Raw genomic sequence first — 16,378 nt, 5'->3', positions numbered from 1 at the left:
ATGCCCCGCTACATCCTTGTTACGGGCGGTGCCGGCTTCATAGGTAGCCACATCTGCAAGGCACTTGCGCGTGCCGGCATGGTTCCGGTGACCTATGACAATCTTTCGACCGGACATATCGACAGCGTCCGGTGGGGGCCGCTGATCCAGGCAGATATCGCCGATGGTGTAAGGCTGCGACAGGTCATGGCGGAGTATTCGCCCGATTGTGTCATTCATTGCGGTGCCAATGCCTATGTCGGTGAATCCGTCGAAAAGCCCGGCATCTACTATCGCAACAATGTCATCGGCAGCCTGTCGCTGCTTGATGCTTGCCTCGATCGCAATATCGACAGGATCGTTTTTTCCAGCAGCTGCGCGACCTACGGCATTCCGAAGACAATGCCGATTAATGAGAAAACGCCGCGGCAACCGGTTAATCCCTATGGCAGGACCAAGCTGATCTTCGAAATGGCGCTGGAAGATTATGCCGCGGCCTACGGCATCCGCTTTGCCTCCCTTCGTTACTTCAATGTCGCCGGCGCCGACCCGGAGGGCCAGCTTGCAGAACGGCACTATCCTGAAACCCATCTGATTCCGCGCGCGCTTCTCGCGGCCAGCGGCCGGATCGACAGCCTTGATGTTTTCGGCACGGATTATGAGACCGAAGACGGCACTTGTGTCAGGGACTATATCCATGTGAGCGATCTCGCCGAGGCGCATCTCGCTGCCGTTCGCTATTTTCTGGCCGGCGGCGACTCGTTGAGCGTCAACCTGGGCTCCGGCCGAGGAACGTCCATCCTCGAGATTCTCGATGCGATCAAACGCAAAACGGGCCACAACGTGCCGGTGCGCTACCAGCCGCGCCGTGCCGGCGATCCGCCGATTCTCTTTGCCGACACGGAAAAGGCCCGCCTGGAATTGGGTTTCACACCCGCGCTTTCGGATATCGACACGATCATCCGCACGGCCGGTCCGACATTCGGACTGAATGTGATCGCATGAGAGCGAAATAATCCGCGAGGCCAGTCTTCTGCCGCAAAGGCCGAGATGTTCGAGCCTGTCCTGCTGGCTGGAGTCGAGCCATTCAGCTGCGGCAGGAAAGTGATCCGGCTGGCATAACCGGGCTGGCATCGCCAAAAGAAAGGCCCGCGATCGGCGGGCCTTGCTTGCTCATACCGGAGGGTATCAACCTTTGATCGTTGCCTTGCCGGTCTCGACGAGCTTCTGTGCGGCGTCAGCCACCGAGATACGCTCGAAAGCCAGCTCGTCACAGGTCGGGCGAAGAACGCGCTGGTCGAATTCGGTGGCGCCCATCGGTACCGGCGGCGGATATTCGCCGACCTGATCCTTGAGCAGGTTGACGTATTTGACCGTTTCCTGCTCCGTCGGGTTGAGTTGCGGCAGAATGGCTTCGCGAACCACCGGCGACATTGGCACGCCGCGTTCAACGCCCAGAATCTTGCCTGCTTCGGGATCGTTAACAAAGAAGTTGATGAATTTTGCAGCGGCTTCACCCTGCTTGGTGGTCGCGCCTACACTCCAGATCAGAGCGGGGCGGTAGTAATGGCCTGACGGCCCGCCCTTCTTCTCGCGCGGCAGCATGGTGATGCCAAGCTTGTTCTTGATGATGAGCTGGTAGCCGACCATTTGGTTGGAATAGGCCATGCCGATCACAGATTTGCCGAGGCCGAGGCAATTGGTGTCGATGGTGTTCTGATCGAGCGTCTGCACATCGGCGGCGACCGTACCGCCGGCCTTGCGCAGCTTTTCCCAATAGTCGAACCACTCCTTGGCATCATCGACAGTAAAGCCCAGGCCGACGCTTTCCTTGGCAAAGAGGCTCTTGCCGCGCTGACGCAGCCAGGCATCGAACACGTAATTATAGCGCGCCGCATAGGGGCCACCGCCCTTACCGGAGGCCTTGGCCAGTTCTACGGCGAGCTTGGCGTACTCATCCCAAGTGAGATCAGGCGTCGGCACCGGAATGCCTGCCTTTTCAAATTCGACGGTATCAAAGAACATGGCGAAGGAGTTGAGGCCGAGGCCGACACCGTAAAGTTTGCTGTCGACGGTGGTCAATTTCAGCATGTCCGCACCAAAGCTGTCGACCTTCAGCGTCGAGGGGACGAATTCATCGAGCGGCAGGCAGGCGCCGCGCTTGGAATAGTCGGAGATCGTGCCCGGCTCCAGCTGGAAGACATCGGCGATCGAACGGCCGGCCATCTGTGTTGCAAGCTTCGTCCAATAGCCGTCGCCAGAAAGTGATTCACCGACAATGGTGACGCCCGGTGTCTTCGACTGATAGAGCTTTGCGACGTCGAGCGTGCGCTTGGCGCGGTCGTTGGAACCCCACCACATGGCGCGAAGCGAGGCTTCCTCTGCGAATACGGGGGTCGAGCTGCCGGCGCCAAAGGCGAGGCCGGCCGCGGCACCCGCGGTTCCCATCAAGAATGAACGGCGATTGACCTGCATGATTTCCTCCTTTGTCTGATGCCCGGCGCCATCCTCCAACGGTCTTTCCGGGCAATCCCGAGGTTAGAGTACGCAAAAAATTTCTCTTTGCAAGAAATTATGATTGTCTTGCAAATTTGCATGATTTGCATAATCTTTGCTGCATGAATGAGATAAAAATGACCGAAACCAAGACCAAGCGGCCTCGCCAGGCCGATATCGCGAGCCTCGCAGGTGTTTCCGTTTCCACAGTGTCACGGGTGCTCGCCAACGAGCCCGGCATCAGCGAAAATGTGCGGCGGCACATATTGAAGGTCGCTGCCGAGCACGGTTATCCGGTCAAATCCATCTTGGAAAGCGTTCCCGGCGGCCTCGCGCTGATCGCAAGCGACGGTGCGACCGGCGGCCTCAGCGTGTTTTATGAGGCGATCGTCGAGGGCCTTCGCGCTGGTGCTGCAGATGTCGGCATGCCCTTCGAAGTGCGGCTCGTGCGCGAGGACCGCACTACGCCTGATGTTGTCGGCGAATATATGCAGACGGCAGAAGCCGAAGGCCTTTTCCTCGTCGGTATCGATCCCAGCGATACTCTGCGAGCCTGGTTGGAAGCCACCGGAACGCCAACTGTTCTGGTCAATGGCACCGATCCGCGCCTGCGTCTCGACGGCGTGTCCCCGTCCAATTTCTTCGGTGCCTATGAGGCGACAAGCCGCCTTACGAAAGCCGGCCATCGTCGTATCCTGCATCTGACCGGCTCGCATCGTCACACGATCCGCGAACGCGTGCGGGGCTTCGAGGCGGCAATTGCAGCGGTTCCCGGCGCCGAAGGAAGGCTCGTACCGCTGACCTTCCAGGGCAGCGCCAGCCGCGAGGCACACGAACGCACAGTTGCGATGCTTGCGGAGGATCCAGGCTATACGGCTGCCTTCTGCATGAATGACTTCATCGCTGTCGGCGTTCTCGAAGCCGTCACGGAAGCTGGCCGTCGCGTTCCGGAAGATTTCGCAATCGTCGGCTTCGATGATCTCCCTTGCGCGGTGATGACCAATCCGCAGCTCTCGACGATGCGCGTCGACCGCGCAGCGCTTGGCCGCGAGGCAGTTTCCCTGATGATTTCCCGCTACCGCGACAGGACCGCGCCGGCCCGCCATATCTGCCAGGCCGTCGTTCCTGTTGCCGGAGGCACTGTTCCCGATACCGACAAGCTGTGAGTGATGCCGATGACCTATGATCCCGCCAGCCCCAACCCGCTTGCAGGCAATCCGCTGAAGACGCGCTCCGACATGATCCGTGCCGTCAACGATCTCTTCAACCCGCTGCTGCCCTTCTTCTCCAAGGGGAATGCCCGTGTTCGCCTCGATGGCGCCGGCGCCCATTTCGACCGGGCTGCCGCCGATCTCGAGGGTTTCGCCCGACCCCTTTGGGGTCTTGCGCCGCTCGGCGCCGGCAAGAATGATTTCGCCTATTGGCACCGCTTTGCCGAGGGTCTTGCGAACGGCTGCGACCCCGCTCATCCAGAATACTGGGGCACGGTCAACGCCCGCGACCAGCGAATGGTGGAATTGGCCGCCCTCGGTTTTGCTTTGGCACTGGTGCCGGAGAAGATCTGGGAGCCGCTCGACAAACGTGCTCGCGACAATATTGTCGCTTATTTCAAGCATGTCCGGCAGTTCGACTATGCCGACAATAACTGGAAATTTTTCCGCATCTTCGTCGATATCGCCCTCGACCGTCTCGGCGCCGATTTCGACCGCAGCCTGACGAAGCAATATCTGGAAGAACTGGAGGGTTTCTACATCGGCGACGGATGGTATCGCGACGGCAATATCCGTCGCATAGACCATTACATACCCTTCGCCATGCATTTTTACGGCCTGATCTATTCCAAGCTGGTCGATGACGAATATGCCAAGCGCTACCGCGAGCGCGCGGTGCTCTTCGCAAAGGATTTCCGCCACTGGTTTGCGCCTGACGGCGCGACCATCCCCTTTGGCCGCAGCTTGACCTATCGTTTCGCCTGCGCGGGCTTCTGGTCGGCGCTCGCCTTTGCCGATCTGGAGGCGTTGCCCTGGGGCGAGGTCAAGCATCTCTGCCTCGAACATTTGCGCTGGTGGCGCGACAAGCCAATCGCCAGCCATGACGGTGTGCTGACCATCGGCTTCGGCTATCCGAACCTGTTGATGTCGGAAAGCTACAACTCCGCCGGCTCGCCCTATTGGGCCTTCAAAGCCTTTCTGCCGCTCGCCATCCCTGAGGATCACCCCTTCTGGACTGTGGAGGAAAAGGCGCCTGAGCAAGTCCCCGAGGTCGTTCCGCAACGTCACCCGGGTATGGTGATCATGCGGGCCGGCAATGATGTTGTGGCGCTCTCGTCTGGTCAGGAGAATCTGCAGATGCGCTTTGGTACGGAGAAATACGCAAAATTCGCCTATTCTGCTCGCTACGGCTTCAGTGTCGAGGCGGATGAGCGAGCCTTCGCACTTGGCGCCTTCGATTCCGCGCTTGCCTTCAGTGATGATGGCCTGCATTACCGGGTCCGTGAAACGAACGAAGAAGCGAAGATTGCCGGAGACGTTCTTTATTCCAAATGGTCTGCGTTCGAGGATGTGAAGGTTGAAACCTGGCTGGTGCCGTCGGCACCTTGGCATATCCGCGTTCACCGCATCACCACGCCGCGTCCTCTGCAGACGGCCGAAGGCGGCTTTGCCATCGCCAAACGTGATCTCGATGCTGATACGCTGTCAGCTGCACAAGGCTCTGCCTATGCGATCGGCGAGGCGGACTTCACCGGCATCGTCGACCTCGGTTCATCGATCAAACGACAGGGCCTTGCCCAGAAGGCGTTGCCGAACACCAACATGATCGTTTCCAAGACCCTCGTGCCGCAGCTGCGTGGTGAAATTCCTGCCGGTGAGACAATTCTCGTCACTGCTGCACTGGCCATGAACGATCTGGCAACTGTGTCCGGCGCGTGGGCAATGCCTCCGAAGGCGCCCGATATTGCCGCTCTCAAAAAACTAGTCAGCGAAGAGGGCGTCACCGTCAGCGCTATCGAAGCACCGGGACATATGCCATGAACCATCCCCCTATAGTTCTTGCCATGCAGACCTCCCGCACCGAGCATATCCTGCCCGAGGCGGTACTTCGTCGGCTGGATGGTTTCGGCCGCCTGCTCGATGCCGAACCGCTGGAGCGCTTTGACGATCAGCGTGCGAAACGCCTGCTTGCCGAAACGGAAATCCTCATTACCAGTTGGGGCGCACCTTATGTCGGTCGTGAGGTTCTGGACCTTGCTCCGAAACTGAAGCTCGTCGTTCATGCGGCGGGAACGGTGAAAGGCATCATAGATGCCGATATTTTTGAAGCCGGGATCGCCGTCAGCCATGCGGCGGCTGCCAATGCCCTACCAGTCGCCGAATTCACGCTGGCCGCAATCATCTTTGCCGGCAAGCATGTCTTCCGGTTCCGCGACTTTTACATTGCAGATAGGCACCGCGACCGAACCTATCCGATGCAGCGCGAGGCCATCGGCAATTATCGCCGCACGGTCGGCATCATCGGCGCTTCACGCATTGGTCGCCGGGTCATCGATCTGCTGAAACCTTTCGATTACCAGGTGTTGCTGTCAGATCCCACAATCGACGCACATCAGGCACTGGACATGGGCGTTCAGAAGGCGGAACTAGACGATCTCATGCGCCGCTCGGATATCGTTTCCCTTCACGCGCCGTCGCTGCCTTCGACCCATCACATGATCGATGCTACGAAACTGGCGCTGATGAAGGATGACGCTACGCTGATCAACACCGCGCGCGGCGCACTGATTGACGAAAAGGCCCTGCTGGCCGAGCTGAAGACCGGCCGTATCGATGCCATCATCGATGTGACCGATCCCGAAATACCGGGACCGGAATCGGCCTTCTACGATTTGCCCAACGTTTTCCTGACACCGCACATTGCCGGTGCAGTCGGCCTGGAGCGTAGCCGGCTCGGTGAAATGGCAGCTGATGAGGCCGAGCGTTTCAGCAAGGGCGAACCCTTGCTGTACGGACTTACCCTCGAAAGCTTGGAAAACACTGCCTGAGACGTCTTACAATATCTTCAGCGAGTTCGGCGAACCGTCATTGGCAAGCTCCGGCATAAGGTCGGAGATGTTGACGACCTTGCCGGTGCGCGAGCTCGTCAGCGCCGCAATGCCGCAAAGCACGGACATGGCGCCGGCGCGGGTGCCGGCCCGCTGTGCGAGCCTGTCCTGCATGTCGGGCTTGAAGATCATGTTGCGCATCCGGTCGTCGCCGCCGTAATGGCCCCCGGAGGAATGCGGCACCTTGATGCGTTCGACCGCTTCTTTGCCATCCGGAAAGCTGCGGATCAGCAGGATGGTGTCTTCCTTCGGCTCCTCCCAGGGCTGGGCCTCATATTGGCGAAGCTCGATGCGGCCTTTCGTACCATTGAAGGCGAGGTGATGGCCTTCGATCGGCTGGAACGTATTCAGCGAATAGGAGACATGAACGTTATTCCGGTAGCGGATGGAAACGACCATCGTATCGGGAATGTCGATATCTTCGCGGAAAACGCAACCGTCGCGGAAATAGCCGTCGATCTTGGAGGGATCCTCATAAAGCGTGTCGAGGAACGGATCCTTCTTGAGATCGAGATAGTAGTCGCATTCCTGCGTGTGCGGACAGAGCTTGCAGCGAGGGCCGCGGAACGGTCCCTTGCGGCCGTAATTTTGCAGATCGGCAAAGGAGGTCACGGCGTCAGGATCGCTGTCGAGATACCAGTTCAGAAGATCGAAATGGTGAGTCGCCTTGTGAACGAAGAGGCTGCCGGAATTTTCCGTATAGGCATGCCAGCGGCGGAAATAGTCGGCGCCGTGTTTGGTGTTGAGATACCAATGGAAATCGACTGACGTGACCCGGCCGATCTCGCCGGAATTCAGGAGTTCCTTGATCTTGGCTGCTGTCGGCGCATAACGATAGTTGAATGAGACGTCGACCCGGCGGCCGGTGCGTTTCTCGGCATCCAGAATCCGGCGGATCTTCTCGACCGAGGTCGTCATCGGTTTTTCGGTGATGACGTCGATACCGGCTTCCAACGCACGCACGACGATATCGTCATGCGTATGATCGGGCGTGCAGACGATCACCAGATCCGGCTTCTGCTCCGAAAGCATCGAATCGATGTTTTCATAGAGTGGTGCATTGCTGCCGATCATGGTGCGGGCGCGCTCGCCACGCAGCGAATTCTTCTCGACGATCGCAGTCAGGTCGACATGCTCGCGCCAGCCGGCCAAGAGATCCTTGCCCCACATCGTGGTGCCGCGATTACCGGTGCCGATCAGGGCAAAACGGCGTTTCTCCATCGAATGATTCCTCCTTCATACGTGATGAAACGAATGGACTTTGAAGCAATTCTAGCAAAAGTGTGCAGCGGTTTTGCGTCCAGAATTGCGTGAAAACAAAGAGATAGAGCATTTCCGGATTCGAAGAAAAACGGAATTGCTCTAGAATCAGATCTGGCAGCAGCTCCTGAAACGCTCGACACAGGTGGCGATCACCTCGTCGGCGGGACGCTTCCACCAATTTTCGGCGGAGAAGATCTCGACCTCCTGCGCACCGAAGAAGCCGGCGGCTTCCACCATCCGTCTTATGCCTTTGAGATCGATCACGCCATCGCCCATCATGCCGCGGTCGAGCAGCAGGTCCTTGGTCGGCACCAGCCAGTCGCAGATATGGTGAGCGAAGATGCGCTTCATGCCTCCCGCGCGGGCAATCTGGTTTGCAAGATCGGGATCCCACCAGACGTGGTAGACATCGACGGCAACGCCGACATCCTCGCCAAGTTGCTCGCACATATCGAGCGCCTGGCCGAGCGTGTTCACGCAAGCCCGATCCGCGGCATACATGGGATGCAACGGCTCGATCGCGAGTTTCACGCCTGCCGCCTGGGCGTGCGGCAGCACGGCGGCAATGCCGTCGAACACCATCTGCCTGGCTGCGACGATGTCCTTCGAGCTGCCCGGCAAGCCGCCCACGACGAGCACGAGGCAATCGGCCGAAAATGCCGCCGCCTCGTCGATGGCGCGCTTGTTGTCGTCGAGGTTCTTCTGCCAATCGGCCTCGTTTGCGGCCGGAAAGAACCCGCCACGGCAAAGCCCGGTCAGCTTGATGCCGTTCGACTTGACGATCCTCACCGCCTCGTCGAGACCGGCTTTGGCGACTTGATCGCGCCATGGCGCGATCGAGGTGATGCCGTGCTTCAGGCAAATATCGACGGCTTCGGCAAAACCGCACTGCTCGCGGATCGTCGCGAGGTTGATCGAAAGTCCTTCGACCTGCATGTCATTCTCCTCCCATTGCCGTGCCGGCGATCAGTGAACGCCGTTGACGGCAAGCACCTGCTTCATGCGTGCCGTCGCCAGTTCCGGGTCGGCAAGTACCCGGGCCCTGTCGGCCAGGCGGAAAAGCTCCGCCAGGTGCGTCAGCGAACGTGTGCTCTGCTGGCCGCCGATCATCGTAAAATGATCCTGCAACCCGTTGAGATAAGCGAGGAAAACGACGCCGGTCTTGTAGAAGCGGGTGGGCGCCTTGAAGATATGGCGTGACAGCGGAACCGTCGGCTCGAGCAAGTCGAAGAACTCGTGATTGCTCTTGCGGCCAAGTGCATCAAGTGCGGCAGAAGCCGCCGGCGCGATGGCGTCGAAGATGCCGAGAAGCGCATCCGAATAGCCCTCTTCGTCGCCGGCGATCAATTCGGCATAGTTGAAGTCGTCGCCGGTGTACATGCGCACACTCTTCGGCAGTTGCCGGCGCATGGTCACTTCCTTCTCCTTGGAAAGAAGCGAGATCTTGATACCGTCTACCTTTGCGGTATTGGCTTCGATCACCTGCAGGCAGGTTTCCATTGCCTTCAGATGGTCGCCATTGCCCCAGTATCCGGCCAGAGCCGGGTCGAACATTTCGCCGAGCCAGTGAATGATGACGGGTTCCTTTACCTGACGAAGGATCCGGTCGTAGACCTTGATATAATCGTCCGGCCCCCTGGCTGCGGCCGCAAGGGCGCGGCTTGCCATGAGGATGATACGGCCGCCCGCGGCCTCGACCGTCTCGATCTGTTCCTCGTAGGTTTTGATGATCGTGTCGATTGTTACGTCGGGGCCTGGCGTCAGATGATCGGTCCCGGCGCCGCAGGCGATCAGCGCGTCCTTACGACCAGCTGCCTCGGCCAGTGCGCGGCGAATGAGATCGCGGGCTTCCGGCCAGCCGAGGCCCATGCCGCGTTGTGCCGTATCCATTGCTTCGGCGACGCCGAGGCCGAGGTCCCAAAGACGGTGGCGGAAGGCGAGCGTTCGTTCCCAGTCGATCGCCGGCGTGAGCCAGGGATCATTGTCGGCGAGCGGATCGGCGACCACATGGGCAGCGGCAAAGGCGATGCGCGGGAAGCTCTTGGCATCCCCCTTCTTGAGTTCGATCGGCGTGCCGGTCAGCCTATAGGGCGTGATCTTGCCGTCGAGAGGAAGATTGATCGTCGTCACCGCTCAGAACTCCAGCACTGGAACATCGAGCCAGCGGCGTTCGGCCCAGGATTTCAGGCCGAGTTCCGCAAGCTGCACGCCCTTGGCGCCGGCCTCCAGACCATAGGGCCACGGAGCATCTTCGACGACATGGCGGATAAACATTTCCCACTGCGCCTTGAAGCCGTTGTCGAAAACCTGCGTATCCGGCACCTCATCCCAGGTCTTGTAGAAGTCGATGGTCTGCGGCTGGTCGGGGTTCCAGACCGGCTTTGGCGTGTTGACGCGGTGCTGGCTCCAGCACTTGGTGAGGCCGGCGACGGCAGAGCCATGTGTGCCGTCCACCTGGAAGGTCACGAGATCATCGCGGCGCACGCGAACCGCCCAGGAGGAATTGATCTGCGCGATCGCGCCGCCTTCCAGTTCGAAGGTCGCGTAAGCTGCGTCGTCGGTGTCGCAGTCATAGGGCTGGCCCTGTTCGTCGATACGACGCGGAATATGCGTCGCACCGAGGCAGGAAACGGCCTTCACCTCGCCAAAGAGATTGTCGAGCACATAACGCCAGTGGCACAGCATATCCAGGATGATGCCGCCGCCATCGCCCTTGCGATAATTCCAGGATGGGCGCTGGGCCGGAACGCCCCAGTCGCCTTCAAAAACCCAGTAGCCGAACTCGCCGCGCACCGAGAGGATCTTGCCGAAGAAGCCGGAATCGCGCAGCAGCGCCAGCTTGCGCAGGCCGGGCAGGAAGAGCTTGTCCTGTACCACGCCGTGCTTGAGGCCGGAGGCGCGCGCCTTGCGGGCGAGATCGATTGCCACCTGCAGGTCGTCGGAAATCGGCTTCTCGCAATAGACATGTTTGCCGGCATCCAGCGCCTTGGAAAGGAGTTCGGCGCGCATCAATGTCGTACCGGCATCGAAGAAGACGGTATCGTCAGGATTGGCGAGCGCAGCATCGAGATCGGTCGACCAGCGCTTGATGTTATGCTTGCGGGCGAGCTCTTCCATCTTCGCACCGTTGCGGCCGACGATGATCGGGTCGATCTCCAGTTTCTCACCGGATTTCAGGGTGATGCCGCCCTGATCGCGGAAGGCGAGGATCGAGCGAACGAGGTGCTGATTGTAGCCCATACGGCCGGTAACGCCGTGCAAAATGATCCCCAAACGTGCCACTTTTCCCTCCCTGGAAGCTTTTATGCATCGGGAGCGGGCAGTCAGGCCCGGCCCTCCCGAGTCGGTAACTAAACAGTTACTTGATGGCAGAAGAGGATTATGGCTGTCAATAGCCAATTCGGTTTTTTGGAAATCAGCGCTTTATCGAGGAAAGCGTCACGTGAACGATATGCCTTTCCCAGGCATCGAGATTGGCCGGCGTAATGAGATCACGGCCGAAGATCGTCGAAAGCGTGTACTGGTTTGAGAGGTAGAAATAGCCGAGTGAGGCAATCGTCAGATAGACGTGCAGCGGATCGGCAGTTTCGGTAAAGACCCCTGCCTTTTTGCCTTCTTCCAGTACTTGCGAGAGCTCGCCGATCAGATGCGAATGCAGTTCCTTCAGGCGTACGGATTGGCGCAGCCAGCGGGCCCGGTGCAGGTTCTCTGTCCCGAGCAGGCTCAGGAATTCAGGATGCTGCAGGAAATAGCGCCAGGTAAAGAGCGCAAGCTCCCCGATGCCCTCTTCGGGGCTGCGGGTGCTGATATTCAGCGCGCGTTCCGCCGTACGGATGCTGACATAGGCCTCCTCCAGCACACGCAGATAGAGCTGCTCCTTGTCGCCGAAATAGTGGTAGAGCATGCGCTTGTTGGTGCCGGCGCGCTCGGCAATGGCATCGACACGCGCTCCGCCCATGCCGTTTTCGGCAAATTCTCGGGTGGCAGCCTCCAGTATAGCCGCGCGGGTGCGCTCCGGATCGCGTTGGGCGGTGCGCTCGGCGGACGGGCGCTTGACTTTCTTTTTCGCGCTCTCCCCAGTGTCGTTCATGCGATTTCCCCTATCTTCCCATGTTGCGCTCATAAGGCTTAAGCGGAAGAATGTAAAAACCCGATTTGGTCAGAGCAACCGGGCCAGCAACACCGCTTGACAGCCCGGAGGCTTTGAACATAACTTGTAACCAATTAGTTATTTGTTGCAAGATGGCTAATTCGGAAGCGTGTGGAGGCGCTTCCTATTGGGAGGAGGAAAACCAATATGACTTTTCGTGTAAGCAGACGTAACTTCATGGCGGGCGGGGCAACGCTCCTGTCGCTTTCGGCGCTCGGAAACAGCGCTTTGGCACAGGAAACCCGCCTGCGCCTCATCTGGTGGGGCTCTCAGCCACGCGCCGACCGCACAAACAAGGTCTCCGACCTTTTCAAGACGAAAAACAGCGGTGTTTCGATCACCGGCGAGTTCCTTGGATGGGCCGATTACTGGCCGCGTCTTGCCACGCAGGTGGCCGGCCGCAACGCCCCCGATGTGATCCAGATGGATTATCGCTACATCGTCGAATATGCCCGGCGCGGCGCTCTTGCCCCGCTGGAATCCTACATGCCCTCGAAGCTGCAGCTCGATGATTTCGATCCGGCGCAGATCGAAGGCGGCAAGGTCGACGGCCATTTCTACGGCGTCAGCCTCGGCGCAAACTCGGCTGCGACCGTCATCAACACGGTCGCCTTCAAGGAAGCGGGCATCGACGTGCCGACGAACAAGACGACCTGGGAGGAATTCGGCAAGATCGGCGCGGAAATCACCAAGGCAGGCAAGCGCAAGGGCTATTTCGGCTTTGCCGACGGCAGCGGCGCCGAGCCGCTTTTCGAAAACTATGTGCGCCAGCGCGGCAAGGCGCTCTACACGGCGGATTCGAAGATCGCCTTCGGTGCGGATGACGCCGCGGAATGGTTCGACATGTGGGCCAAGTTCCGCGATGCCGGCGCCTGCGTGACGCCCGATATCCAGGCGCTCTACAAGGATACGATCGACACCAGCCCGCTGACCCTCGGCAAGGCTGCCTGTGACTATGCCCACTCCAACCAGTTCGTTGGCTATCAGGCGATGGTCAAGGACAAGCTGATGCTCAGCAACTATCTGCGGATCAAGCCGGACTCCAAGGGCGGCCATTACCGCAAGCCTTCGATGTTCTTCTCGGTTTCCGCCCAGTCGAAGGTGATCGATCAGGCTGTCGATTACGTCAACTTCTTCGTCAAGAATCCCGATGCCGCCAAGATCCTCGACGTCGAACGCGGTATTCCGGAATCGAAGGCGATGCGTGAGGTCGTTGCCGGCACGCTCGATGAAACCGGCAAGATCCCGCTCGAATATGTCGGCGGCCTTGGCGATCTCGCCGGCCCGCTTCCGCCCCCGCCGCCGACCGGCGCCGGCGAAGGCCAGGTCGTGCTGCGCACCATCTCTGAACAGGTCGCTTTCGGCCAGGTCAAGCCGGCCGATGCCGGCAAGCAGCTCGTGGATGAAATCACCCGAATTCTCGCGCGGGGTTGATCTTATATGACAAATGCGATGCGCACGTCCGCAGGGACGGTAACCGTGGAAAGATATCAGGGAGTACGGGCCGACGGACGCTTCCGGCGGCTGTGGAATGCCAATGCTCCCGGCTATCTCTTTCTACTCCCCTGGCTGATAGGCTTCTTCGGCCTTACGCTTGGTCCTGCCCTGATTTCGCTCTACCTGTCCTTCACCGACTTCGACATGTTGAGGGCGCCGGGTTGGGTAGGGGCGGCAAATTACGTGCGCATCGCCACAGCCGATCCGAAATTCGCATCGGCCATGTCCGTCACGCTGACCTATGTTGTATTGTCGGTTCCTTTCAAGCTGACTTTTGCTCTACTCGTCGCGCTTGCCCTGAATCGGGGCCTGCGCGGCCTGCCGATCTACCGCGCTATTTTTTACCTTCCGTCGCTTCTTGGGGGCAGCGTCGCGATCGCCGTGTTGTGGCGTCAGCTCTTCGCCAGCGATGGCCTTGTCAACGCCGCGCTCTCGCATTTCGGCATCGTCGGTCCGAGCTGGATCTCGCACCCGAGCTATTCGATCTACACGCTGGTGGCACTCTCCGTCTGGCAGTTCGGCTCGCCAATGATCATCTTCCTCGCCGGCCTGCGCCAGATCCCGCAGGATATGTATGAGGCCGCAAGCCTCGATGGAGCCTCGAAATTCCGCCAGTTCTACAAGATCACGCTGCCGCTCTTGACGCCGGTAATCTTCTTCAATGCCGTTGTTCAGACGATCGACGCCTTCAAGGCCTTCACGCCGGCCTTCATCATATCAGGCGGTACGGGTGGCCCGATCAATTCGACGCTGTTTTATACGCTCTATCTCTATCAGGAAGCCTTCGGCAATTTCCGCATGGGTTATGCCTCGGCGCTCGCCTGGATTCTCGTGGTGATTATCGCGATCTTCACCGCCTTCTCCTTCCTGACCTCGCGCTATTGGGTACATTACGATGACTGAGATGACCGCTTCCGTCACCGCGCCCCGGCCGCCGTCGGATATCACCAAACGCAGCCTGCCCGCTTCGATTATCATCCACGCGCTGTTGATTGCCGCCTCGCTGCTGATGCTCTATCCGCTCTTGTGGATGGTGTCCGCATCGGTCAGACCGGAAAACGAGATCTTCTCCTCGACCTCGCTCATTCCGTCATCGGTAGATTTCTCGTCCTATGTGCGCGGCTGGACCGGCCTCGATATTACCTTCGGCCGCTTCTTCTGGAATTCGCTCGTCATCTCGCTGCTGGTCGTAGCTGGCAATGTCATCGCCTGTTCGCTGACGGCCTTCGCCTTCGCGCGGCTGCGGTTTGCGGGCCGGAACTTCTGGTTCGCGATCATGCTCGGCACGCTGATGATCCCCTATCACGTGACGCTGATCCCGCAATATGTGCTGTTCCTCGATCTCGGCTGGGTCAACACCATCCTGCCGCTGGTCGTTCCGAAATTCCTGGCCAGCGACGCCTTCTTCATCTTCCTCATGGTGCAGTTCTTCCGCGGCATCCCGCGTGAGCTCGATGAGGCGGCGATGATGGACGGCTGCAGCGCCTGGCGCATCTATTGGAAGATCATGCTGCCACTGTCGCTGCCGGTTCTGGCCACCGCCGCCATCTTCTCCTTCATCTGGACCTGGGACGATTTCTTCGGTCCGCTGATCTACTTGAACGACATGAATACCTACACGATCCAGCTCGGCCTGCGCACCTTCGTGGACTCCACCAGTGCATCGGACTGGGGCGGACTGTTTGCCATGTCGACGCTCACTCTCGTGCCCGTCTTCTTCTTCTTCCTGTTCTTCCAGCGTCTGCTGATCGAAGGCATCGCCACGACCGGCATGAAGCGTTGACGGGTGAGACGGAAAAGCCAGACAGGATGAATGACATGAGCATCAAGACAGTCGCGATTATCGGCTGCGGTATCGGCCGCTCTCATATCGTCGAGGGCTACCTGCCGCATCCGGACAAGTTCAAGGTCGCCGCAATCTGCGACCTGAACGAGGAACGCCTGAAGACGATCGGGGATGAATTCGGCATCGAACGGCGCACGACCTCTTTCGACGAGCTGCTCGCAGACGACAGCATCGACATTATCGATATCTGCACACCGCCAGGCATCCATAAGGAACAGGTCATCGCGGCTCTCGCCGCCGGCAAGCATGTCGTCTGCGAAAAGCCGCTCACCGGTTCGCTCGCCGGTGCCGATGAAATCATCAAGGCCGAAAAGACCGCCAAGGGCACGCTGATGCCGATCTTCCAGTATCGGTATGGCGACGGAGTCGAAAAGGCCAAGCGCATCATCGATGCCGGTCTTGCCGGCAAGTTCTACATGGGCTCGGTCGAAACATTCTGGCGCCGCAAGCCGGAATACTATGCCGTTCCCTGGCGCGGCAAATGGGCAACCGAGCTCGGCGGCGTGCTCGTCACCCATGCGCTCCACCTGCATGACATGCTCTTCTATCTTGCCGGTCCTGCTGCCCGCGTCTTCGGCCGCGTGGCAACCCGCGTTAACGAGATCGAGGTCGAAGACTGTGCTTCGGTCAGCCTGCAGATGCAGAACGGCGCGTTTGTCTCGCTGTCCTGCACGCTCGGCTCGCAGAACGAAATCAGCCGGCTGAGGCTCCATTTCGAAAACATCACCTTCGAAAGCAACCACGAGGCCTATGCGCCTGGCCAAGATCCCTGGCAGATCATTGCTGCCGATGATGAGGTACAGGCGAAGATCGATGCCGTCATCGCGGACTGGCAGCCCGTGCCGCTGCGCTTCAACACTCAGATGCTGCGCTTCCACGACTATCTGATGGGCAAAGGCCCGCTTCCGGTGACGAGCGCCGATGCACGGCGCGCGTTGGAGCTGGTCACAGCCATCTATCAATCCTCCGATAGCGGCGCTGATGTCGCCCTGCCGATCGGTCCTGACAGCCCGAAATACGCCGAATGGCGTGCAAGAACCAAATAAGA

14 protein-coding genes are annotated in these 16,378 nt (G+C 59.4%); 8 read left to right on the top strand and 6 right to left on the bottom strand.

Annotated elements, in window-relative coordinates; genetic code table 11:
- On the top strand, positions 1 to 984 hold the full coding sequence (gene galE, locus FHX08_RS16905) for a UDP-glucose 4-epimerase GalE (RefSeq protein WP_132653153.1): 984 nt from the start codon (positions 1 to 3) through the stop codon (positions 982 to 984).
- A 183-nt stretch (positions 985 to 1,167) separates the two neighbouring features.
- On the opposite strand, the gene FHX08_RS16900 is transcribed toward galE, so the two are convergent.
- Entirely contained in the window at positions 1,168 to 2,454 is a 1,287-nt protein-coding gene (locus tag FHX08_RS16900; RefSeq protein WP_132653152.1) for an ABC transporter substrate-binding protein, read from the bottom strand.
- 158 nt (positions 2,455 to 2,612) lie between these two features.
- Here FHX08_RS16900 and FHX08_RS16895 point away from each other — a divergent pair, with 158 nt between their 5' ends.
- From FHX08_RS16895 to FHX08_RS16885, 3 genes are read left to right on the top strand one after another with little or no spacing between them, the layout of a single operon-like run.
- A complete protein-coding gene (locus FHX08_RS16895) occupies positions 2,613 to 3,641 on the top strand; it encodes a LacI family DNA-binding transcriptional regulator (RefSeq protein ID WP_132653151.1) in 1,029 nt (342 codons plus the stop codon).
- A gap of 9 nt (positions 3,642 to 3,650) precedes the next feature.
- Entirely contained in the window at positions 3,651 to 5,507 is a 1,857-nt protein-coding gene (locus FHX08_RS16890) for a DUF2264 domain-containing protein (protein WP_132653150.1), read from the top strand.
- Positions 5,504 to 6,514 carry a hydroxyacid dehydrogenase gene (locus tag FHX08_RS16885; RefSeq protein ID WP_132653149.1) on the top strand — a complete coding sequence of 337 codons (1,011 nt, stop codon included), beginning with the start codon at positions 5,504 to 5,506 and terminating at the stop codon, positions 6,512 to 6,514. Before FHX08_RS16890 ends, FHX08_RS16885 begins: the two co-directional genes overlap by 4 nt.
- Positions 6,515 to 6,520: 6 nt before the next feature.
- On the opposite strand, the gene FHX08_RS16880 is transcribed toward FHX08_RS16885, so the two are convergent.
- The 5 genes from FHX08_RS16880 to FHX08_RS16860 all read right to left on the bottom strand — a co-directional run bounded on the left by FHX08_RS16880 (position 6,521) and on the right by FHX08_RS16860 (position 11,927).
- Positions 6,521 to 7,795, bottom strand: a complete 1,275-nt coding sequence (locus FHX08_RS16880; protein ID WP_132653148.1) for a Gfo/Idh/MocA family protein — start codon at positions 7,793 to 7,795, stop codon at positions 6,521 to 6,523.
- A gap of 147 nt (positions 7,796 to 7,942) precedes the next feature.
- Positions 7,943 to 8,773: a sugar phosphate isomerase/epimerase family protein gene (locus FHX08_RS16875; RefSeq protein WP_132653147.1), complete on the bottom strand. Its 831-nt coding sequence runs from the start codon at positions 8,771 to 8,773 to the stop codon at positions 7,943 to 7,945.
- Positions 8,774 to 8,803: 30 nt separating this feature from the next.
- Positions 8,804 to 9,967: a dihydrodipicolinate synthase family protein gene (locus FHX08_RS16870; protein WP_132653146.1), complete on the bottom strand. Its 1,164-nt coding sequence runs from the start codon at positions 9,965 to 9,967 to the stop codon at positions 8,804 to 8,806.
- A gap of 3 nt (positions 9,968 to 9,970) precedes the next feature.
- Complete coding sequence (locus tag FHX08_RS16865; RefSeq protein WP_184327337.1) at positions 9,971 to 11,119, bottom strand: Gfo/Idh/MocA family protein; 1,149 nt, start codon at positions 11,117 to 11,119, stop codon at positions 9,971 to 9,973.
- Between the two features lie 133 nt (positions 11,120 to 11,252).
- Entirely contained in the window at positions 11,253 to 11,927 is a 675-nt protein-coding gene (locus tag FHX08_RS16860; protein ID WP_132653144.1) for a TetR/AcrR family transcriptional regulator, read from the bottom strand.
- A 207-nt stretch (positions 11,928 to 12,134) separates the two neighbouring features.
- On the opposite strand from FHX08_RS16860, the gene FHX08_RS16855 reads away from it, so the two are divergent.
- Genes FHX08_RS16855 through FHX08_RS16840 form a run of 4 tightly spaced genes read left to right on the top strand, consistent with a single transcriptional unit; the run spans position 12,135 to position 16,376 of the window.
- Complete coding sequence (locus FHX08_RS16855) at positions 12,135 to 13,421, top strand: ABC transporter substrate-binding protein (protein WP_132653143.1); 1,287 nt, start codon at positions 12,135 to 12,137, stop codon at positions 13,419 to 13,421.
- A gap of 6 nt (positions 13,422 to 13,427) precedes the next feature.
- Positions 13,428 to 14,387 (top strand): carbohydrate ABC transporter permease, encoded by a 960-nt coding sequence (locus FHX08_RS16850; RefSeq protein ID WP_165911866.1) that lies wholly within the window; start codon positions 13,428 to 13,430, stop codon positions 14,385 to 14,387.
- Entirely contained in the window at positions 14,380 to 15,267 is an 888-nt protein-coding gene (locus FHX08_RS16845; RefSeq protein ID WP_132653141.1) for a carbohydrate ABC transporter permease, read from the top strand. Before FHX08_RS16850 ends, FHX08_RS16845 begins: the two co-directional genes overlap by 8 nt.
- A gap of 35 nt (positions 15,268 to 15,302) precedes the next feature.
- Complete coding sequence (locus FHX08_RS16840; protein ID WP_132653140.1) at positions 15,303 to 16,376, top strand: Gfo/Idh/MocA family protein; 1,074 nt, start codon at positions 15,303 to 15,305, stop codon at positions 16,374 to 16,376.
- The last annotated feature ends 2 nt before the right edge of the window (positions 16,377 to 16,378 follow it).

The sequence above is a fragment of the Rhizobium sp. BK529 genome (genome assembly GCF_014194105.1).
Classification (GTDB): Bacteria; Pseudomonadota; Alphaproteobacteria; order Rhizobiales; family Rhizobiaceae; genus Rhizobium.
The sequence above is the reverse complement of the archived record's forward strand: the minus strand, read 5'-3'. Positions and strand labels throughout refer to the sequence as shown.